This is a genomic window from Saprospira sp. CCB-QB6 (genome assembly GCF_028464065.1).
In the GTDB taxonomy this organism is placed as follows: Bacteria; Bacteroidota; Bacteroidia; order Chitinophagales; family Saprospiraceae; genus Saprospira.
Genome location: NZ_CP116808.1, coordinates 4,149,342 through 4,170,648, shown reverse-complemented (window position 1 = coordinate 4,170,648; position 21,307 = coordinate 4,149,342). Strand labels below are relative to the sequence as shown.

The 21,307-nt window shown below is 45.1% G+C and carries 13 protein-coding genes; 12 read left to right on the top strand and 1 reads right to left on the bottom strand.

Annotated features, from left to right (window positions below; genetic code table 11):
- The first annotated feature begins 427 nt into the window (after positions 1-427).
- The 12 genes from PPO43_RS15945 (at position 428) to PPO43_RS15890 (ending at position 17,882) form a co-directional block, all read left to right on the top strand.
- Positions 428-1,951: a type I restriction-modification system subunit M gene (locus PPO43_RS15945; RefSeq protein WP_442985465.1), complete on the top strand. Its 1,524-nt coding sequence runs from the start codon at positions 428-430 to the stop codon at positions 1,949-1,951.
- A complete protein-coding gene (locus tag PPO43_RS15940) occupies positions 1,948-3,213 on the top strand; it encodes a restriction endonuclease subunit S (RefSeq protein WP_272619619.1) in 1,266 nt (421 codons plus the stop codon). Before PPO43_RS15945 ends, PPO43_RS15940 begins: the two co-directional genes overlap by 4 nt.
- Before the next feature lie 443 nt (positions 3,214-3,656).
- Complete coding sequence (locus PPO43_RS15935) at positions 3,657-6,869, top strand: type I restriction endonuclease subunit R (RefSeq protein WP_272619617.1); 3,213 nt, start codon at positions 3,657-3,659, stop codon at positions 6,867-6,869.
- Positions 6,866-7,564, top strand: a complete 699-nt coding sequence (locus PPO43_RS15930) for a M48 family metallopeptidase (RefSeq protein WP_272619615.1) — start codon at positions 6,866-6,868, stop codon at positions 7,562-7,564. The genes PPO43_RS15935 and PPO43_RS15930 overlap by 4 nt, the downstream gene beginning before the upstream one ends.
- Before the next feature lie 95 nt (positions 7,565-7,659).
- Positions 7,660-9,045 (top strand): RtcB family protein, encoded by a 1,386-nt coding sequence (locus PPO43_RS15925; protein ID WP_272619613.1) that lies wholly within the window; start codon positions 7,660-7,662, stop codon positions 9,043-9,045.
- 85 nt (positions 9,046-9,130) lie between these two features.
- Positions 9,131-9,568: a hypothetical protein gene (locus PPO43_RS15920; protein WP_272619611.1), complete on the top strand. Its 438-nt coding sequence runs from the start codon at positions 9,131-9,133 to the stop codon at positions 9,566-9,568.
- Between the two features lie 89 nt (positions 9,569-9,657).
- Positions 9,658-10,089, top strand: a complete 432-nt coding sequence (locus PPO43_RS15915; RefSeq protein WP_272619609.1) for a hypothetical protein — start codon at positions 9,658-9,660, stop codon at positions 10,087-10,089.
- Between the two features lie 97 nt (positions 10,090-10,186).
- Positions 10,187-10,444: a hypothetical protein gene (locus PPO43_RS15910; RefSeq protein ID WP_272619607.1), complete on the top strand. Its 258-nt coding sequence runs from the start codon at positions 10,187-10,189 to the stop codon at positions 10,442-10,444.
- Between the two features lie 650 nt (positions 10,445-11,094).
- Entirely contained in the window at positions 11,095-13,914 is a 2,820-nt protein-coding gene (gene leuS / locus PPO43_RS15905) for a leucine--tRNA ligase (RefSeq protein WP_272619605.1), read from the top strand.
- A 302-nt stretch (positions 13,915-14,216) separates the two neighbouring features.
- A complete protein-coding gene (locus tag PPO43_RS15900; RefSeq protein ID WP_272619603.1) occupies positions 14,217-14,834 on the top strand; it encodes a class I SAM-dependent methyltransferase in 618 nt (205 codons plus the stop codon).
- 3 nt (positions 14,835-14,837) lie between these two features.
- Complete coding sequence (locus PPO43_RS15895) at positions 14,838-15,644, top strand: ABC transporter substrate-binding protein (protein ID WP_272619601.1); 807 nt, start codon at positions 14,838-14,840, stop codon at positions 15,642-15,644.
- A gap of 195 nt (positions 15,645-15,839) precedes the next feature.
- Entirely contained in the window at positions 15,840-17,882 is a 2,043-nt protein-coding gene (locus PPO43_RS15890; protein ID WP_272619599.1) for a DUF3857 domain-containing protein, read from the top strand.
- Between the two features lie 65 nt (positions 17,883-17,947).
- On the opposite strand, the gene PPO43_RS15885 is transcribed toward PPO43_RS15890, so the two are convergent.
- Positions 17,948-21,241: an AAA family ATPase gene (locus PPO43_RS15885; RefSeq protein ID WP_272619597.1), complete on the bottom strand. Its 3,294-nt coding sequence runs from the start codon at positions 21,239-21,241 to the stop codon at positions 17,948-17,950.
- Positions 21,242-21,307: the final 66 nt, after the last annotated feature.

Sequence of the window (21,307 nt, the reverse complement as noted above, 5' to 3'; positions counted from 1 at the left end):
CGAATGCATTTAATATAGTATGGAGGGTTAAAACCCTCCATAAATAAACATGTTCTAGGCTGCCTCAATCATAAATGCAGCAGTTGTGAGGATGGTTAAAAGCTGTGGAGGGTTTTAACCCTCCACGTTATGTATCTAGGATGTTTTTTGTTGTATGGCTGTAGGTTTTAACCTACAGCCCCATGTAGCAGGCCCGAAGGGCCGCAGGCCTAGCGATGCGGCGGGGTGGCCGTCAGGCCAGACCAAGGCGGCAAAGCCGCCGCAGGGCCGAGCGAATAGCGAGCCCCAAAGCGTAGCGCCGCAAGGCGAAGCCGCAGCGGAGGCCCCAAAAAAAACAGCAGCATCTCGCCTCAAAAAAAACTTGCTCAAGCTTACTGAAAGCCTTACTTTAGGCGCATTATATATAGACCGAAGAAAGCAAGAAACAGTGAGTAAAAAACTAACTACAGCAGAGATTAACCAGGTGGTTTGGAAGGCCTGCGATACCTTTAGAGGGGTGATTGACCCCAGCCAGTATAAAGATTATATTCTGACCATGCTCTTTTTGAAGTATGTGAGCTCGGTGCATGATGCTAAACGGGCCTTTTATATGGATAAATATGAGGGGAATGAGCAGCGAGTGCAGCGGGCCATGGAGCGAGAGCGCTTTAAGTTGCCCGAAAAAAGTAATTTTGCCTACCTCTATGAGCAGCGAAATGCAGTAGATATTGGGGAGTTGATTGATAAGGCTTTGGCGAAATTGGAAGAGGCGAATCCCGAAAAGCTGAGCGGAGAAGGCTCTGGAATATTCAGAAATGTATCGTTTAATAGCAGCAATTTGGGGGATGTTAAAGATAAGAATGTCCGCCTAAAGAATTTGCTGAAAGACTTTAATAGTCTGGACCTGCGGCCGGAGCATTTGGAGGGCAATGATGTGATTGGAGATGCCTATGAGTATCTGATTCAGAACTTTGCGGGAGATGCGGGCAAGAAGGCCGGGGAGTTTTATACCCCCAGCGAGGTCTCTACTTTGGTGGCTCGATTGAGCAAGCAGGGGCCTGGGGTCCGCATTTATGACCCTACTTGCGGCTCTGGTTCTCTATTGATTAAGGCGGCTAAAGAGGTGGGCAGTAAGGATGTTTCGCTCTATGGGCAGGAGGCCAATGGCAGCACCTGGGCCATGGCCATTATGAATATGTTTTTGCATGGCTTTGATGATGCGACCATCCGTTGGGGCGATACCCTGCGCAACCCCAAACATAAGGAAGGGGATGAGCTGATGAAATTTGATACGGTGGTGGCCAATCCCCCTTTTTCTTTGGATAAATGGGGATATGAAGAAGCGGAGGCCGATCCCTACAATCGTTTTTGGCGGGGACTGCCCCCCAAGAGCAAGGGCGATTGGGCCTTTATTAGCCATATGATCGAGTCGACTTATGCGCAAAAGGGGCTGGCCATTGTGGTGGTGCCGCATGGGGTGCTTTTTAGAGGCAGTTCGGAGGGCAAGATCAGAAAGCAAGTGATTGAGGAGAACCTCTTGGATGCCGTGATTGGCTTGCCGGCCAACCTCTTTTATGGAACGGGGATTCCCGCCGCTATTCTGGTCTTTAGCAAGGCCCGGCAAACAGATCGCTCGGTCCTCTTTATTGATGGGAGTCAAGGTTTTGAGGCCGGCAAAAAGCAAAACCGCCTAGGCGAGCAAGACCTAGAGAAAATCGTGGCGACTTATCGGGCCTATAAGGCTGGAGATTATGCCCTGGGGGTAGTTGAGGATAAATATAGCTATCTGGCCAGCTTTGAGGAGATCGAGGAGAATGATTTTAACCTCAATATTCCCCGCTATGTAGATACCTTTGAGGAGGAAGCGCCCGTAGATATGGCCGCTGTGCAAAAGGAGATTGGAGCGCTAGAAGCAGAATTGAAGGCGGTGGAAGCCGAGATGCAGGGCTATTTAAAACAGTTGGGACTATGATGAAGACGGAATATAAACAAACAAAGCTGGGACTGATTCCTGAGGATTGGGAGGTGGTGAAGTTGGGGGATGTGGTGAAAAATTTAAGGTCAGGAGTTTCTGTAAATACAGAAAATTACCCTGCGTCTTTAAATGAAAAAGGAGTTCTAAAAACTAGTGCAGTATTTGGAGGTATTTTATATCCACTAGAGAACAAGGCTATAACTAAGGTAAAGGAGCTTAAACGAGCTAAACAAACCCTTGTGGGGGGAGAACTTTTAATAAGCAGAATGAATGCGCCTAATTTGGTTGGTGCTTGTGCATATATTCATCAGTCTTATGACAACCTATATCTACCAGATAGATTATGGATGACTGAGTTAAATCATGATATTGTCAATTCAAAACATTTGAATTTACTGTTAAACTCTGGGTTGTACCGATATAAATTAAAGATGAAAGCTACAGGTACAAGCAATAGCATGAAGAATATCTCTAAAAAAAGCTTTTTAAAAATTAAAATCCCCCTTCCCCCTCTCCCTGAGCAGGCTCGCATAGCGGACTGTCTATCGCAATGGGATCGGGGCATTGCCCTATTAGAGCGTTTGATTGCCCAAAAAGAGGAGCAAAAGAAGGGCTTAATGCAGCAGTTGTTGACGGGCAGGCAGCGTTTGCCGGGCTTTGCGGGGGAATGGGAGCGGGTGAAGTTGGGGGATGTATTTGAAGAAATTAAGGAGATAAATGATGGCGGAGATCATGAACCACTAACTATATCAGCAAAAATAGGATTTGTCTCACAGCGTAGTAAGTTTGATAGAGTTATTGCAGGAAAAAGCTTGAGTAAATACAGGTTGTTAACAAAGGGGGATTTTGCATATAACAAAGGAAACTCAAAGACTTATCCTATGGGCTGCGTTTATCTATTACGAAAATACGACTCAGCACTAGTACCTTTTGTTTACATTAGTTTTAGGGCTAAGGTAGATGCAGATATTGACAATATGTTTTATCAGCATTGGTTCTCAAACCATGGTTTAGATAAACAGTTGAAGCAAATTATTACTTCAGGAGCTAGAGGTGATGGACTTCTAAATGTGAATAAAGGAAGTTTCTTTTCATTAAAAATCCCCCTTCCCCCTCTTCCTGAGCAAAAGGCCATTGCGGCGGTATTAAACACTGCGGATCGGGAGTTAAGTTTATTGGGGGCCAAGTTGGGGCAGTATCGTCTGCAAAAGCGGGGGTTAATGCAGCAGTTATTGATGGGGCGGAAGCGGTTGGTTTAGCAAATGTTATTATATTGAGGGGGGAAGAAAGGGCTGTTTGGAGGAAGGCTTTGCCAATCATCGCCTAGGGACAAGCCCCTAGGCTAATCCATCTGCAGTCAGCCCTAAAGGGCCTCAAATGATATAGGTCGCCTTGCCAAATAGTTATAGCCAAGAAGGGCTTTATCCCAAGGCCCTCTTTAGAGGGCTGTCCGAAAAAGCTAGCCTAGGGGCTTGTCCCTAGGCAGCAAGGGGGGGAGTTTATTGTTATTTAGGGGCCTCCGCTGCGGCTTCGCCTTGCGGCGCTACGTTTCGCAGCTCGCAGGTCTGCTCGGCCCTGCGGCGCTTGCAGCGCCTTGGTCTGCGGCTGCGCCGCACTGCTGCACATCGCTAGGCCAAATGAAAGCTCTGCGCTTCGGCCATATAGAAAAACGCATTACAGACAAACATTAAACATAAGAACAATGCAAAGACCATCCTTTAAAGAAGATCATATCTCGCAAATACCGGCCTTGGCCCTCCTAATCAATATGGGCTACCGTTATTTATCGCCTTCTGCTTGTTTGCAAGCAAGAGGGGGCAGTCATCGGACCGTATTATTAGAAAACATCTTGGCGCAGCAGCTCAAGCGGCTCAACAAGATAGAGCGGGCAGGCCAGCAAATAGACTTTTCGGAGGCCAATATAGGGCAGGCCATTCGCCGCTTGAGTAGTTTGCCTTTGGCAGAGGGATATATTACGGCTAGTCAAAAGCTCTATGATCTATTGACGGCGGGAATATCCTTAGAGCAATCCATAGCGGGCCAAAAAAAGAGCTACAACCTAAAGTATATCGACTTTGAGCATCCAGAGCGCAACTGTTTTCATCTAACAGAAGAGTATTCTGTTTTGCGTACGGGTCGTCGGGATCATTATCGGCCAGATATTGTCCTTTTTGTCAATGGGATTCCCTTGGGCATCATAGAATGCAAGCGGCCCGATATGAAGCAGCCCATAGCGCAGGCCATTTCTCAGCATTTGCGCAATCAGCAAGAGGATGGGATACGGAATTTGTATGTCTATGCACAAATCTTATTAAGCATCTCGACCAATTCGGGCAAGTACGCCACCAATGGCACCGCAGAGAAATTCTGGTCGCACTGGCAAGAGAAATTTGCCAATGCGCAGGCCAAGCAAGACTATGAGCAGCAGCTATATGCCCTAAAGAACCGCCCATTAAGCGAAGCAACTAAAAATGCCCTTTTTGAGGAGCGCTATCGCTATGTTCGTCAGTACTTTGATGCTTTGGGGGCAGAGCCCATAGCGCCTAGTCCGCAGGATGCCTACCTTTATGGTTTGTTTCGGCCTGAGCGTTTATTAGACTTTGTGCGCAACTTCATTCTTTATGACAATGGGGTAAAGAAACTAGCTCGCTACCAGCAGTATTTTGCGGTGGCCAAGGCAATGGAGCAATTGCGGCCCATACAGGCGGGCAAGCGTTCAGGGGGCGTGATTTGGCATACACAGGGTTCGGGTAAATCGCTAACCATGGTGCTATTGGCGCAGGCCATTGTGATGGATCCACAAATCAAGAATCCGAAGATCGTACTCGTAACGGACCGCACGGATTTGGATGAGCAAATCACCAAAACCTTTCAGAAATGTGGGATGCCCGTAGAGAATGCAAAGACGGGCAAGCAGTTGGTGAGGCTCTTAGAAGAAGATGGGGATGTGGTCATTACCACGGTCATCAATAAGTTTGAGACCGCAGTAAAGAAAATGAGCCAGCCCTTGCAGAGTCCCAATATCTTTGTTTTGGTGGATGAGGGCCACCGCACACAACATGGAACCTTCAATGTCAATATGGAGCGGGTATTACCCAATGCTTGCTTTATTGCCTTGACGGGAACTCCTTTATTCAAGAAAGACAAAAACACCTTGAGCAAGTTTGGGACCTTGATCGATCATTATACCGTCGATCAGGCCGTCAAGGATGGGGCAGTTGTGCCCTTGCTCTATGAGGGGCGGCATACGGCCCAAACCGTAAATGCGGCCGCTTTAGATAACTTCTTTTCGATGATTGCGGAGCCCTTAACGGAATATGAGCGCAAGGATTTGAAAAAGAAATTTAGTCGAGCGGATCAGCTCAATAAGGCGGATCAGAAGGTTTATGCGCAGGCTTGGGATATTGCCAAGCATTTTAAAGAGAACTTCCGGGGAACGGGCTTTAAGGGGCAATTAGTCGCTCCCAACAAAGAGACGGCCATCAAGTACAAAGAATTTTTGGATGCCACCAATTGGGTCAGTAGTGAGGTCGTCATCTCGGCCATAGATGATCGGGAGGGAGAAGATAGTGCTTATGGGGCCAGTTCTGATCGGCTAAAGTCCTTTTGGAAAAGGATGATGGAAGAGCATGGAAATGCCAGTCGTTATCAGAAGAACATCGTCAATCGCTATAAAAACGAGGAGCATCCTGAGATCATCATTGTTGTTGATAAGCTATTGACTGGTTTTGATGCGCCACAGAATACCGTATTATATTTGACCAGAAACCTCCGCAATCATAGTCTATTGCAGGCCATAGCGCGGGTCAATCGGGTCCATCCGGACAAGGACTATGGGTACATCATTGATTACTATGGGGTATTAGGAGCCTTAGATGATGCTTTGGCCATTTACGCCTCCTTTGATGACTTTGATCCTGATGACTTGAAGGGTACCTTAACCGATATTAAGGAAGAGATTGGCAAATTGCCGCAGCGGCATGCTGAGCTTTGGGACCTTTTCAAAACGGTCAAAAACAAGCGAGATGCAGAAGCTTACCAACAGCTTTTGGCAGATGAAGCCATTCGCCTCAGCTTTTATGATAAGCTGCGGGCTTATGCGCGGACATTGAAAATGGCCTTATCTTCTGCTGCCTTTCATAAGGAGGAGCCTAAAAATCAACTGGCCCAATACAAGGAGGATTTAGCCTTTTTCTTAAAGCTGCGGAAGGCCGTACTCACTCGCTATTCCGATCAGGTAGATTACAGGCGCTATGAGGGCCAGATACAGAAGTTGATCGATCAGCACATCAGTAGTTCGGGAGTAGAGCAAATTGTAAGCATGGTCGATATCTTTGATACCGAGGCCTTTCAGGAAGAGGTAGAAAAAACTATAGGCGATCGGGCCAAGGCGGATAAAATAGCTTCTCGGACGGCCAAGCACATTAGTGAGCGGCTAGAAGAGGATCCTGCTTTTTACCGCAAATTCTCGGAGATGTTAGAAGAGGCTATACGAGACTTTAAGGAAAAGCGAATGACAGAACTACAATATCTCAACAAGCTCAAGGACCTGATGCAAAAGGTCTTGAATCGGGAAGATAGTAGTTTGCCGGCGGCATTGGCTGGGCATTCGGAGGCACAAGCCTTTTATGGTTTGGCTTTGGAGGAGTTAGAAAACTTGGCCCCCTTGGAGCTAGAAGCAGAGAAAAAACAACAGTTAGCCTTAGCTTTTGCCTTAACTAGCGATCAGCTCATAAAGGATATGATTGTCGTGGATTGGGTACAAAAACAGGATGTACAAAATGAAATGTCTAGAGATTTAGGGGATATTTTAATTGATAGTTTAGAGGCAGAGGGCTTATCGCCTGATTATAAGCAGGTCGATCATTTAGTAGATCGTATTATTGCCAATGCCAAAAAGAGATATAAATCATGACGGATGTCATTGCCTTTGGTTCCAAGCAGATCACTTATGAAATCAAGTATGTGGACCGTAAATCTTTGGGGATAACGGTCACGCCAGAAATGCAAGTGATTGTAAAGGTGCCGCCAGAGACCTCCTTGGCGCTAATTCGGGAGAAGGTGCATAAGCGGGCGCCTTGGATCATCAAGCAATTGAGTTACTTTTTATCCTTTCATCCTAGGCGGACAGAGCGGACCTATGTCAGTGGGGAAACGCATTTATATATGGGGCGGCAGTACTTGCTCAAAGTCATCCTTTCGGAGGGGCAGCAGGGCGTAAAGTATCGGGGGCGCTATATAGAAGTGCATACTAAAGAGAAGGCCAAGGCAAAAGACTTGCTTTTAGCTTGGTATCGGGAGCGGGCCGATCATAAGTTTAAAGAAATTGCTGCGCCTTTAATTCAGCGCTTTAAGTCCTTTCACGAAGGGCCAAGCGCCATACAGTTAAGAGAGATGCCCAGTCGATGGGGGAGTTGTACGCCTAAGGGGAAAATCATTCTCAATCCAGAGTTGATTATGGCCCCTAAGCGTTGCATCGAGTATGTGATTATACATGAGCTTTGTCATTTGTTGCATCCTCATCACAATCAGGCATTTTTTGAGTTGCAGACCTTGCTCCTGCCAGATTGGGAAAAGTGGAAATTACGTTTAGAGCAATTGCTGGCTTAGGCTAGCAGTGGTATTAGATTTAACTTTTTTTTAGGCCTAGGGAATTTTTTTGCCAAAGGGGGGCTTTAACAAGCCGTCAAATAAAAAATAATATCGTGGCAAAGAAAGAAAAATTAAAATCAAAAGAAATTGCGGCTCTAGGATATAAAGATGCCGTATTGAGAAGCATGGCCATGTTGGCCGTAGGGAAACATTATAAGTATACGCCCAAAGAAGAAAAAATGGCCCTTTTGGCCAAGCTATGGAAAGATGCCGAGGCCTATCGACAAGATGCGGTTCTTGGTCCCTTGGCCCTAAAAGTACTGGACTATCAAGCGGAGGTCCCCCAATATGATTTTGTGGATAAAGACTTCCCCATTTTTGGGGTAGAACAAATTGCTCAAAATGCTTTGGACCAAATGAAAAACGCTATGCGTTTGCCCATTACCAAAGCTGGCGCCCTTATGCCTGATGCCCATCACGGCTATGGTTTGCCTATCGGCGGGGTCTTGGCTACCGAAAATGCCATTATTCCCTATGCCGTAGGTGTAGACATCGGTTGCCGAATGTGTATGAGTATTTTTGAAGCCCCTAGCGATTTTCTGGAAAAAGAAAGAGCCCAGCTGCTAAAAAGCTTGAATCTACATAGCCGCTTTGGTAAAGCTACTTTTGAAGACAACAAAAGAGGGGATGATTTCTTTGATCGCTCCGAATTTGGACAATTGGCCATCCTAAGAAAAATGAAGGATAAGGCTTATGCCCAAATTGGCTCTTCTGGTGGGGGAAACCACTTTGTAGAATGGGGCTATTTAGATTTGGAAACAGAGCGTTTTGGTTTGCCCAAAGGCCGTTACTTAACCCTCTTAACCCATAGCGGATCTAGAGGTTTTGGGGCCTTTTTAGCGAATCATTATAGCCGCCTAGCTCAGAAAAAACGCCAATTGCCTAAAGAATATGCGCATCTGTCTTGGTTCAATATGGAGGAGGCCGAAGGTCAAGAATATTGGATGGCCATGAATATGGCTGGTGATTATGCCTCGGCCTGTCATCATCATATCCATCGCCGAATGGCAGAAGGCTTAGGGCTACAACCTTATGTCCGAGTGGAAAACCACCATAATTTCGCCTGGAAAGAGGTCCATAATGGCAAGGAGCTAATTGTTCACCGTAAAGGAGCAACTCCCGCTGCTGCTGGCGAGCTAGGCGTAATCCCTGGTTCTATGACGGCTCCCGCCTTTTTGGTAGAAGGTAAGGGCTTGGCCGCAGCTTTAGGCTCTGCCTCGCATGGCGCTGGCCGAAAAATGTCTCGCCGACAAGCAACCGAAACCTTTTCTAAGGCAGAAATGAAGGCTATCCTGAAAAATGCAGGAGTAGAACTTATTGGTGGCGGATTGGATGAATCTCCAGATGCTTATAAAGATATTGAGTCAGTCATCGCCGCACAAACCGATTTAGTAAATGTTTTAGGCCGATTTTATCCTAAATTGGTCCGTATGGAGTAAAAGTGAAAGGCTACTGAGGAGCAGTAGCCTTTTTTATTGTGAGCGTCTAATTGTATTAAGTTTTAATAGGTAATAATTTAAGACTATGGATAAAGTGTATTGTAGAAGCGCTAAAGATCATATAGGCTACGATGATCTACGGTTTTCAGGTATAGAATTACTTATACTGAGAGAAAATAGCCAGACGGTAATCTTTTTTAATGGGGGGACTTTCTCTCGTAAGGATAGAAAAGAATTTGACCTGTCTCTATTTAGAGAGGTAGATATATCTTTTGATGAACAAAGAAAAGAGGCTAAACTTGTTGATGTACGATACCACTATGATGAGTTAGATCATTATATGTTGTTTGATAATTCTACTATAGTTCAAATTACAAGTCACCCTATAGGCTATGGCGAGACTATCCTACAAACAATCATAAAATATGATGCTGATAGCCAAAAACGCAGCTCTTATAACTCAGCTAAAAGCTCTTATTTAGAGTCTGATATTTATGAAGATCTGAATCTTGAAGACTGGTAAAACGGCAAACTAGTCCCTCAACTTTTTCTGCTCATAGAAGAAATAAACCAAGAACCGCTAGCCAAAACGATTAGGAAATCAAATTAAATATGAAAGATCTAGAACATCCATTATTAGCGCCCTTTGCTGCTGATTTTAGCTTAGTGGAGGAGGCTGCAGGAAAGGGAATAATTGAATATTTCCATTTAATTGAAATATTTGACTATCGGGCTACTTCTTATCTAGGAAATATCGCTTGGGATACTTTTGAGACAGCCTACAACCTTAAATGGGATGAATTATGGCCAGTAGATATTGAGGCTCGTTTGAAAAAATCGTCTTTGTCTGAACATGAGGAGGTATTTTTACAATTAACTTATGGTGCGCCTATCTTGAAAATATCCACAAGTTCATTTATAGCACATTGGGATGAGATATTATATCAGTCCGTAGAAGGATTTCCACTGGCTACAGCAGATGGAAAACTGTTTTTAGAGTGGTTAAATAATCCTAAGTCGATATACTCGAATTTTTTAATCTAGAGCCAGCTTATCTAGCTGTTTTCCAAACAAAATAAATATGAACTCATTGAATATTGTCCTGTACTTAAATTATTTAGTAAGCCACAATTAAACAAGTATGATGGATGAAGAATGGATGAGAGTACTAAAGCTCCTTTTAGATGAAAAGATAAATGCGTTATCGCCAGTCTTAAATCACAGAGGAGAAACCTATGGTTATAGATTTGTTGTCATTCAAAAAGACAGTCGAATGGGGTATTTAATTATATGGAAAGAAGATACATTACAAGCTGTAAATATTTCACGAATTAAAGTCCCAATTACTTATCTAAATCAGAGACAACCTATTCCTGAAAATTTAATTTTCGATTGGTAGATAGGCGTTCATCCGTACTAGTTGCCCCATCTGTATTGATTGGTAGTTGGGGCCTCCCGCCTTCGGCGGGCGCTACGTTCGGCAGCTCGCTATTCGCTCGGCCCTGCGGCCTGACGGCCTTGGTCTGGCCTGCGGCCACTGCTGCACATCGCTAGGCCGCTCAACTGTCTTTTTTCTTTTGGCTTTCAGCTTCGGTAGCTGGGCGGTTTTGGGCCCATGGGCTGAAGCCCATGGTTGTAGACTGAGCAAACTGGCGGGCTAAAGCCCTTGTTTGCTATAAAAATGGAAAAGGTTCGCAGCAAGAAAAACAACAATGGCCCAACCACAACGGCAAAGAAAAATCCCCTCGAATGAGGGGATGACAATTTTTTCAATAGCCTAGGGCCTTGGCCCTAGGGGTGGCCGAAGGCCAAACGGCCTAGGGGCCTGAAAGGGTGGCCGTCAGGCCAGACCGAAGCCCGAAGGGCTGAAGGGCCGAGCAGACCTGCGAGCCCTGCAAGGGCCCGGCCGCCGAAGGCGGCAGGCCCCAAAAAACAATAAAAACGCTTAAAATACGTTCAGTTTAAACGATTCTTTGAAAAAAGCCAAAACTTGGCTAATTTGCGCCCTTAGATCGAATTCATTTTGCATCATTCAAGACAAGAAAAAAAATGGAATATAGGCCACAGGAGATCGAAGAAAAATGGAGATCCTATTGGAAAGAAAATAAGACCTACCAAACTCCAACTACCTCAGACAAACCCAAATATTATGTGCTCGATATGTTTCCTTATCCCTCTGGGGCAGGTTTGCATGTGGGCCACCCCTTAGGGTATATTGCTAGTGATATTTTTGCTCGTTATAAGCGCCTTTCGGGCTTTAATGTGCTGCACCCTATGGGCTATGATGCCTTTGGTTTACCAGCCGAGCAATACGCGATTCAAACAGGAGTGCACCCTGCAGTATCTACGGCCGAAAATGTAGGCCGCTATCGCCAACAGCTCGATAAACTGGGCTTTAGCTATGATTGGGATCGCTCTGTTAATACTTCTTCTCCTGATTACTATAAATGGACACAGCAGATTTTTATCTGGTTGTTTGAGCATTATTATGACAAAACAGCAGATAAGGCCTTGCCCGTAACTGAACTCATTCGTCAGTTTGAGCAAGCTGGCTCAGAAGCCGTAGCCGCTGCACATAGCCATGAAACAGCTTTCTCTGCTGCCGAATGGCAGGGCTTTTCAGCCCAAGAGAAGGAAGAGGTGCTCATGAATTATCGTCTAGCTTACCGCAAAGTAGGCTATGTAAACTGGTGCGAGGAGCTAGGAACCGTTTTGGCCAATGACGAAATTAAGGATGGCCGTTCGGAACGTGGAGGCTTTCCTGTGGTTCAAAAACCAATGATGCAATGGGCTTTGCGCATCACGGCTTATGCCCAACGCCTACTTGATGGATTAGATACTGTAGAGTTTTCGGAGGCGCTCAAAACACAGCAGCGCAACTGGATCGGTCGGTCTGAAGGGGCAGAACTCTTTTTCCTCACAGAAAATAAAGAGGATAAAATCGAGGTCTTTACCACCCGACCCGATACCCTTTTTGGGGTGAGCTTCATGGTGCTTGCTCCTGAGCATGAGCTGGTCCAAAAATTAACTACTGCCGAACAAAAAGAAGAAATTGAGGCTTACCTCCAATATGTTGAAGGTCGTTCGGAACGCGATCGCATGATGGATGTAAAAACCATTAGCGGAGCCTTTACGGGTAGTTATGCTATCCATCCATTTACCGGCAAAAAAGTGCCGATTTGGATCAGTGAATACGTTTTGGCCGGTTATGGCACAGGCGCTATTATGGCGGTTCCTTCTGATGATGAACGCGATCAACGCTTTGCCCAACATTTTGGACTAGATATTTTGCCCGTAGTTGATCAATCAGACTACCCCAATGCAGAAATGGGCCAAAAAATCGGCAAATTGATCAATAGCGATTTCCTTAATGGCCTAGAAGTGAAAGCAGCCATTGTCAAAGCTATCGAAAAGCTCGAAGCCCTAAATATTGGCCAGCGCAAAGTGAATTTCCGCTTGCATGATGCCAACTTTAGCCGCCAACGCTATTGGGGCGAGCCTTTCCCTATTTCTTATGATGCAGAGGGCCTCACGCAAGTAGAAACAGCTTTGCCCGTAGAATTGCCCGAGCTAGATAACTTCCAACCTACAGCCGATGGACATTCTCCCTTGGCTAGAGTGGAGTCTTGGGTAAATACCCCAGAAGGACACAAAAGAGAAACCGATACGATGCCTGGTTTTGCTGGCTCTAGTTGGTATTTCCTTCGTTATATGGACCCCAAAAATGAAACCGCTCCCTTCTCTGAAGAGGCTGTTAATTATTGGCAGGATGTAGATCTTTACCTCGGTGGAGCAGAACATGCCGTGGGCCATTTGATGTATTCTCGCTTTTGGCATAAATTCCTTTACGATTTGGGCAAAGTGCCCACGCAAGAGCCCTACAAAAAGCTGGTCAACCAAGGAATGATCCAGGGGATTATCGAGCAGATTTATATGCTCAAAGAAAAGAATGAAGCTGGCCAAACAGTTTTCGTTTCTGCCGACCGCATCGCAGAATATGGCGGAGCCGAAGCTTTTGCCCTTTTACCTGTGCATATCGATTTTGTAAGTAATTATGGTCAAGATGACTCATATTTGAGCACAGAAGGCGTTGCTCAATTCCTGGAATGGCGCCCTAGCTATGCCGATGCCGAGTTTATCTATAATGAGGCTGGACAGCTAGTGACGGATAGCGAAATTGGCAAGATGTCTAAACGCTATTATAATGTGGTCAATCCCGATGATATGGTGGCCCTTTACGGTAGCGATTGTTTCCGCCTCTACGAAATGTTCCTTGGCCCCCTAGAAGATTCTAAACCTTGGAATACCAGCGGAATTTCTGGCGTAGCCAAATTCCTCCGCCGCCTTTGGTTGTTGTTCTACAGCCCAGAAGGGGAGTGGTTGGTCCAAAAAGAAACGCCTACGGCTAAAGAACGCAAGGCTTTGCATCACTGCATCAAACAAGTGCAGTATGGACTCGAGAGCTTCTCGCTCAATACCTGCGTTTCCGATTTCATGAAGCTCAGCAATGAGTTGCGCGATCTCGATTGCCATAAGGCCGAAATTCTAGAGTGCTTTGTTTTGTTGCTCGCCCCCTTTGCCCCACATTTAGCCGAAGAGCTTTGGCAGGCCTTGGGCCATCAGGAATCGGTCTTCAAAACAGGCGCTTTTCCTAGCTTTAATCCCGCCTTTTTGGTGGAGGATAGCATTGTTTATCCCGTTTGCGTAAATGGTAAAAAACGCGCTTCTATCGAGCTCCCCAACGGCTTGGCCCAAGATGCCATTAAGGAACAAGCCTTGGCTTTAGAAGAGGTTCAAAAATGGATAGAAGGTAAGAGTATCCGCAAGGTGATTGTCGTGCCCAAACGCATGGTCAATATTGTGGTTTAAGTTTTGTTTAAGGTCTCCAAGTTTGCGAATTTGGAGACCTTTCTGTTTTTTAGGGGCCTCCGCTGCGGCTTCGCCTTGCGGCGCTACGCTTCAGGGCTCGCAGGTCTGCTCGGCCCTTCAGCCCTTCGGGCTTCGGTCTGGCCTGCGGCCACCCTTTTGCATCGCTAGGCCATAACTGTAGGTTGAAACCTACAGCAACAATGGTATTGCTTCGCAATGATATATGTCTGAGAGTTGAAACCTGTAGATCGCAAAAAAAAACATAACGAATATAAAACCGCCCCTCCCCAAAAAAAGGAAAGATGAAAGAATTTTGGAACCAGCGCTATGGCGCTGAAGACTTTGCTTATGGCCGTCGGCCCAATCGCTATTTTGCTGCTCATTTACATGATGTAGAACCTGGGAAAATCTTGCTCATTGCCGAGGGCGAAGGCCGAAATGCTATTTTTGCCGCTCAAAATGGTTGGGATGTTTGTGCCTGCGACCTCAGTGAGGAGGGCCAACAAAAAGCCTTGGCTTGGGCCGAAAAAGAGGGCTTGGATTTGCGCTACGATTTAGGCGATTTTGGAGCACTCAATTATCCCAAAGAAAGCTTTGATGCTTTAGGTTTGGTCTATGCGCATTTTCCTCCTCATCTCAAGACAGATTATCTGCGCAAAGCTGCCGATTTGCTTAAACCAGGAGGGCTCTTGCTCTTAGAGGGGTTTGCCAAGGGGCATCGGGCCTATCAAGAAAAAAATCCAGCTGTAGGTGGTCCACAAAATGTGGAGATGCTTTTCACGAAAGAAGAAATGCTAGAGATCTTCTCTGATTTTGAGTTTTCCATTCTCAAAGAGGAGGTAGTAGAACTGCAAGAAGGGCTATATCATAATGGAGAGGCTGAAGTCTTGCGCATTATGGCCCAGAAAAAAGAAAACTAAAAGATGCCGATTTATATCGACCAAATGGGCCGCTCTGTAGCTATAGCAGAGCGGCCTCAGCGCATTATATCCCTGGTCCCTTCTCAAACAGAATGGCTAGCTGATTTAGGTTTGGAGCAAGAAGTTATTGCTTTGACCAAATTCTGTATTCACCCCAACTCTTGGTGGCGAAAAAAAGAGCGGATTGGCGGGACCAAAACCTTGGATATTGATAAAATTAGGGCGCTTCAGCCAGATTTAATTATTGCCAATAAAGAGGAAAACACTCAAGCGGAAATAGAACTTTTGGCCCAAGAATTTCCAGTTTGGATTTCGGATATAGAGCGTTTGCCACAGGCTCTGCAGATGATGCGGGCTTTGGGTCAAATTACAGCTAAAGCTGGGCGGGCCGAAAGTCTTTTGCTTCCTTTTGAACAGGCTTTGGCCGCTTATCAGGCGCCTTCAGCTAAATTATCGGTTGCTTATTTTATTTGGCGGGAGCCCTGGATGTTAGCGGCTAGGCAGACCTTTATCGATGAAATGTTGAATTGGGCGGGATTTAAAAATGCCTTGGGGCATTTGGACCGTTATCCTAGTCTATCGCTAAAGGAATTGGAGAAAGAAAAAATTGATTTGATTTTCTTATCTTCGGAGCCCTATCCCTTTAAGGAAAAGCACATAGCTGAGCTAAAAGAAATTTGGCCCAATATCCCAATACTTTTGGTAGATGGCGAGATTTTTTCTTGGTATGGCTCTCGTCTATTTAAGGCGCCAGCCTATTGTCAAGCTTTGTGGACCAAGATTTTAGGGCTGGGTAATTTGGGCGGCTAGCCGCCCTTGGCCCTTGGGCCATATCGGCTGAGGGATGGACAGCAGTGGCCCGCAGGGCCAGACCAAAGCGCGCAGCGCTGAAGGGCCGAGCAGACCTGCGAGCTGCGACACAGCCCGACCCGAGCCGATAGGCGAGGGGCAGCCCCAAAACATTAAATTAAATGAGTTTATCAACAACTAATTTGTTTTAACGCTATGAAAAACAGAAAGTATCCCCTTTTACTCTTGTCTTTTGCGCTTTTGGGTGCCAACAGCCTGATGGGGCAAACCTTTAGTGAGTATGATTGGGGGGGCGAGATGCCCAAAGTGGGGGATATTCCCGCAGAGATGCAGCAGGAAGATGCTGTGATTGTGAAAAGCTCGACTTATAGTAGCAATGAGTTTTCGGGAACCTTCCCTTATATTGAGCAGCTGGCTAACTATAAGGAGTATCAGCATATTAAGTTTTTGAAAGCGGAAGCTACAGAGGATTACGAGCATCTGATTATTCCCAAGTTCAAGGGCCGAATTGGTGATTTTGTGCAGATGAAATTTGTGGATGTGCGCATTCGTAGAAAAGATGGCCGTGTGGAGGACTTGGTCATTCGGGACTTGGAGCAACCTACCTTTGAAGAAGATGATGAGTTGTATGAGACGCAAAAAAATGCTTATATCTATAAATTGCCCAAGCTAGAGCCGGGGGATGAGATGGAGCAGATTACGGTCATTGAGTCGAAATTTCCGGATCAGGGGCGCATTGTTACCTTGTATAAGGATTATCCTGTTTTGGAAAGTGAATTTAAGATTTCGGTTCCAACTTCTGTGGGCTTGAAGGGGCAGATTTATAACGGGATGCCAGCCGTAGATATTCAGCAAAGAGGTGAGCAGCGCTTTTATACATGGAACATGAAAAACCTAAAAGCGGTACCTGAGGCCAATACATCTGGGACTATTTTTACGACTGAACTTGAGCATTTTGTGTATGAGTTAGATTTTTTGGCTTTGCGTGCTGATCGCAGCATGAAGGTGAATAACTTTAGTGATCTTTTGCGTCAGTATAGCACGGACTTTATGGATGTGCGCATTCGTTCTAAGAAAAAGGTGCGTTTATTCTATGAAAACCTTTTTGCGGAGGGGGCTAAAACCTTTAAGAAGTCGGTAGAGGAGTTAAGTGTAGTAGAAAAGGCTTATTTGATGAATAACTTTGTGGTTAAGGAGTTGCAGTTGGTGGGGCGTCTCAAAGATTTTGAAGAAAGTGAGGGGATTGATTATTTTTTGACCAATAAGAAAGCGGACTTCAGTACATTACTTTGCATTTATCGCGACTTTTTTGAGCGCCACAATATTGAGTTCTATTTTGGTATTGGCAAAAGCCGGTTTGATGGTCCATTTGACAAGGACTATCCTTCGGCTACGCAGATTAGCTCTTACCTTTTCATCTTTAAGGATGAAAATGGGTCGCTCTTTACTATTACGCCTACGGGAGGACTCAATGAATTGCCTGCAGAATTGCAGAATACAAGCTGTTTCATGCTCAATCTAAATGACAAAAAGGCCAGCTTGCAATCCATTAACTTTAATGATGCAGTACTAAAGGATAGCAAAAATAACAGCCGTAAACGTCGTCTACAATTGACTGTAGCCAAAAATGGTGATGCAGTCATTAAGGGAGATCTTAAGCTTTCGGGTTTGTTCTCAGGGCAGCGTAGTAGTTGGGTAGCCGCCAATAAAGAAGGGCAAGACAGCTTGAAAATAGCTTTAGAGCGTAGTCTTAGTAGTCGATTTGATGATCGTGAAGTGATCGTAAAATCGGTTGAAATTAAGCAATTGAATATTGTGCAACCCTATGCTTTTTCTTTGGTCTATGAAGCTGAAGTAAAGGGACTATTTGAAGAGAAAGAGGGCAAGATTTCGCTCAAGCTCAAAGATTGGTTGGGGCATAGTATTCGTTGGGTTAGTAATGCTGATAAGCGTACTTTAGATTATCATAATCGCTTTTTGGGGCAAGATGAAGAAGAGATCTTTTTGGTCTTTGATGGTCCCCGAAAAGTGGAGGAGATTAAGGAGTTTAGCAACAGAAAAGACAATGATCAGGCAGCTTATAGTCTTAAAGTGAGCCAAATGCAACCCAATGTGGTGCGCATTAACTCTAGTTATAGTGTTAAGCAATTGGATCTCAGTCCTGAAGAGGCCAAAAAGCAACAAGAAGTGAATAAACTTTGGGATGAATTGACCGATAAGCGCATTTATCTCAAGTAAATGATAGCATTTAGTTAAATATTAAGGGCCGCTCCTCAGCTGAGGAGCGGCCCTTTTCTTTGGCTTTAAATATAAAGTTGTTTATCGGAGGGGTCTAGGGCAATATAAAGCAAGACTGCTAATTCTTGTGGACTAATTTGTGCTTGATTGGTATAAGCGGTTCGCAAATCGGTTAGGGTAGAACGGGCCTGTTCTTCGCCCATCCAGATATCGTACAAACGAATAATTGCCAAAGGACTTGCGCTTAGTGCTTCCTCTTGAAACTGTATCCGTAGACGGATAGGTAAAGCGGTTTGTTGTGGACGATAAAAGAGGTGGTAGCCTTCTTCTTTTTTGAACAAATCGTAAATCGCATAACCTTCTACCCAGATTTTTCCTGGTTCCATTCGGTAGTTGAGGTCCAAATACTCTAATAAACGAGCATAATTAGTCTGCAAATAATCGATTTCTTTTTGTCCTTGACCTTCAATAGCCGATTCAAAATGTAGGCAAATGTTATCGGTTTCTTCTTGCAGTGCCAAGCGACAAGCCATGCTCAGAAAAGTAACTTTAAGCAACTGCTGTAAATAAAGGGATTGGCTACGTCCAAATTGATCGGGGGCATTTTGATAGACATAGCGCAACTCGGCCAAAGCGGCATCTTCAAAAACAGCCTCTTGCTTGAGCTGCTCCTGACTAGCTGTTGCTTTTTGGTAAAGCAAACTACGAGTACCGCTGTTTTTCAAGCGTAAAGGTGTTACTTCTTGACTTAAGCTCTTAAACTCTAAGAGTAAATGTTGTAAGCGCTCTTTGAGTTGTTCTAATTGTTCTTTAAGCTGAAAGAAGTGCCATTGCTCTTGTGCTGGTTGGCTGCTATAAAAATGGCTTTCTTCCTCCTGACTGTCTCTAAGGAGGCTTTGCATCTGTTCGACTTTGCGGAGTAAATCCTTATAAGCATAGGGACCAAGTTGCTGCATATTGGGCAATCCACTCTGCTCCAATCGCTGTGCAAAGCGCAACTCTTCTATGCGGGCCTGTAATCGGTCTTCTTTGAGCTGAATATCAAAAATGACGGGTTGTTCCCCCGTGGTTTTGAGCAGCTCTTCTGCTGTAAAGGCTGTAAGGTCGCGCTCAATTTGTCTTTTGAGTGCCCGCCCGCCCATGCGTTTGCTATAGCCTCTGTTGGCCACCCATTCTAGGGCTGTTGCCGAAATATTGAGGATGCTGGTTCGTCGAACAAAGCCATCTCTACTCAGTAGTTGCTTGATTTGCAATTGGGCAATCTGCAAAATATGAGGCAGCTCTAAACTATTGAAGATCACAATCTCTTCAATGCGATTGATGAGCTCTGGACGGAAGAAGTTTTCTACTGCTCTGCGATAAATAGCTGCTTGCTCATCGGGACTATTTCCAAATCCCAGACGACGGTCCAAATCTTCTGCTCCGATATTAGAGGTCATAATGATGATGGTATTGCTGAAGTCTATCGGACGCCCTAGGGCATCACTCAAGCGACCATCATCCAAGATCTGTAATAGAAGATCATGCACCAAGGGGTGAGCTTTTTCAATCTCATCAAAAAGGAGAATTCCAAAGGGATTGTAGCGAAGCTTTGCCCCTAATTGGCCTTCGGGTTGGGCATAAGTGCCCAACAATCGACTACTACCATTATAATCATTGTACTCATTCATATCAAAGCGAATGAGTTGCTTGGGGTCTCCAGTCAAATAATCACAAATAACTTTGGCCGCTTCGGTTTTTCCCACTCCCGTTGGTCCAATAAATAGAAAGGAAGCCAGCGGGCGGTTAGGGTTCTGCAATTTGGCCTTGAGCAAATGAATCAATTGACTAAGTCGCTCTACGGCCTGCTCTTGCCCGATCAAACGAGCTGAAATATTCTTGCGTAGTTCTTCGGCCTCTAACTGATAGTTGTCATCTAAGATTGGCGAAGCGAGGCCTGTATATTCTTTAAATTCTTCCTGAACTTCTTCTACATCGATACTTTGTCCTTGTAACTTGCGGGCCAATTGTCGCATCATCTTGGCCACGCTACCAGGTAGCGCCCGCTTCTTGAAGTAGTTATGATGGATGTTGAGCATTTGTTGCAAGGCGGGCACACTAATGCTACAAGCTTCTTGCAACTCTAGTTCTTTGCGCAAGCCCAAAAGCATACGAGCAGCGTCCTCCTCTTTGGCCGCAGGAATCCGTTTGAGCCTAAATAATTCCGTAAATCGACGGTCCTTTTCCTGTAAGAGCTTCCATTCTTCTGGACTAGCAATCAAGATGAGCTGAAATGCCTCTTGTTCTAAATAAGGCTTGAGCAAATCCGCTAAGGTCATGCTGTTTTGAGCCGTTTTTCCAATGCGGACCAAGGCCAAGGGGTTGTCAATAACCAATTTGTGACTAAGCAGTTCATTTCGATATCCTTTGGGCTGCCGCAGTTCTTCTACAATGGCTTCCATTCGTTTTTGCCACATCCCCACAATGCTCATCCCTGAAATTACCCGAATAGGATCAAGTCGCCAGATAATCTCTTCTTCCTCTGGCAGCTGTTCTTCGGCCTTTTGCATATAGCGGTAAACCAGTTCTTCAATTAGGCTGTGCCGACCCACTCCTGCTTCTCCAATAAGGGCTAAGGCCTGATTATTTGGCCCATATACCAGGGGGTAAAGCTCCTGTAGGAGCGATTCTCGCTCAAAAGCGCGTTGCAATTCACTTGGATAAAAGTTGTTGAGGTTGCGTCCTAGGCGTTCCAATTCTTGTGCTCCATCAAAGGTGCTAGGAGCCTGAAAAAAGGCCATGAAATCACTTTCTCCACTCGGCTCAAAAGAAAAATCACCCTGTTCTAAAGAAATGCGCATTTGGAGCTCTTGTACAAACTCAGAACGCTGCAAACAAAATTGTTGTAGCTCCTCTAAGGAGCTGCCTTCTTCGAGCTCCATCAAAAGCAATTCTTCAATTACTTCTTTGGTCTGAGCTAAAATATCAGAGGGCTTTTGTCGCTCGGCGTCTACCAAAAAACAATAGGATTGAAAGCTAGGCAAACAAACAATGCCTTGCTCCTGCAACTGAAAATAAAGAATGTGAAAGCGCCCTTGAAATAATTGCTCCTTCTCCAGCAGAAATTTAAACTGTGGCTTAAAGGATTGCATCTTTGGCGAAAAACGAAACCAAAGTAGCTGTTCCATACTATCGCGTTGCAACTTGAAGTCTCGGAAATAGGCCCGTAGTTCTTTTTTAAACTGTTGAAGAGCAGGCTCATACCGACGGTCGGTAGCAATGGGCGATTGAAAAAATAGCGGGCGAATATAATATTGCCAGCGCTCATCTACCTTAATATTTTGAACCAAAATAGGCAGTTGCAGCTGTACAGAGGACATAAATTCTATTGGTTTTAGTTTAAGCTCAGTAAGCTAAGGAATCTTAGCTGTTTGGGCAAAGGCCAC

Bases quoted from the DNA above. Each gene is read 5' to 3' on its own strand.
- PPO43_RS15940 (WP_272619619.1), top strand. From the start codon at position 1,948: ATGATGAAGACGGAATATAAACAAACAAAGCTGGGACTGATTCCTGAG.
- PPO43_RS15935 (WP_272619617.1), top strand. From the start codon at position 3,657: ATGCAAAGACCATCCTTTAAAGAAGATCATATCTCGCAAATACCGGCC.
- PPO43_RS15930 (WP_272619615.1), top strand. From the start codon at position 6,866: ATGACGGATGTCATTGCCTTTGGTTCCAAGCAGATCACTTATGAAATC.
- PPO43_RS15920 (WP_272619611.1), top strand. From the start codon at position 9,131: ATGGATAAAGTGTATTGTAGAAGCGCTAAAGATCATATAGGCTACGAT.
- PPO43_RS15915 (WP_272619609.1), top strand. From the start codon at position 9,658: ATGAAAGATCTAGAACATCCATTATTAGCGCCCTTTGCTGCTGATTTT.
- PPO43_RS15910 (WP_272619607.1), top strand. From the start codon at position 10,187: ATGATGGATGAAGAATGGATGAGAGTACTAAAGCTCCTTTTAGATGAA.
- leuS (WP_272619605.1), top strand. From the start codon at position 11,095: ATGGAATATAGGCCACAGGAGATCGAAGAAAAATGGAGATCCTATTGG.
- PPO43_RS15900 (WP_272619603.1), top strand. From the start codon at position 14,217: ATGAAAGAATTTTGGAACCAGCGCTATGGCGCTGAAGACTTTGCTTAT.
- PPO43_RS15895 (WP_272619601.1), top strand. From the start codon at position 14,838: ATGCCGATTTATATCGACCAAATGGGCCGCTCTGTAGCTATAGCAGAG.
- PPO43_RS15890 (WP_272619599.1), top strand. From the start codon at position 15,840: ATGAAAAACAGAAAGTATCCCCTTTTACTCTTGTCTTTTGCGCTTTTG.
- PPO43_RS15885 (WP_272619597.1), bottom strand. From the start codon at position 21,241: ATGTCCTCTGTACAGCTGCAACTGCCTATTTTGGTTCAAAATATTAAG.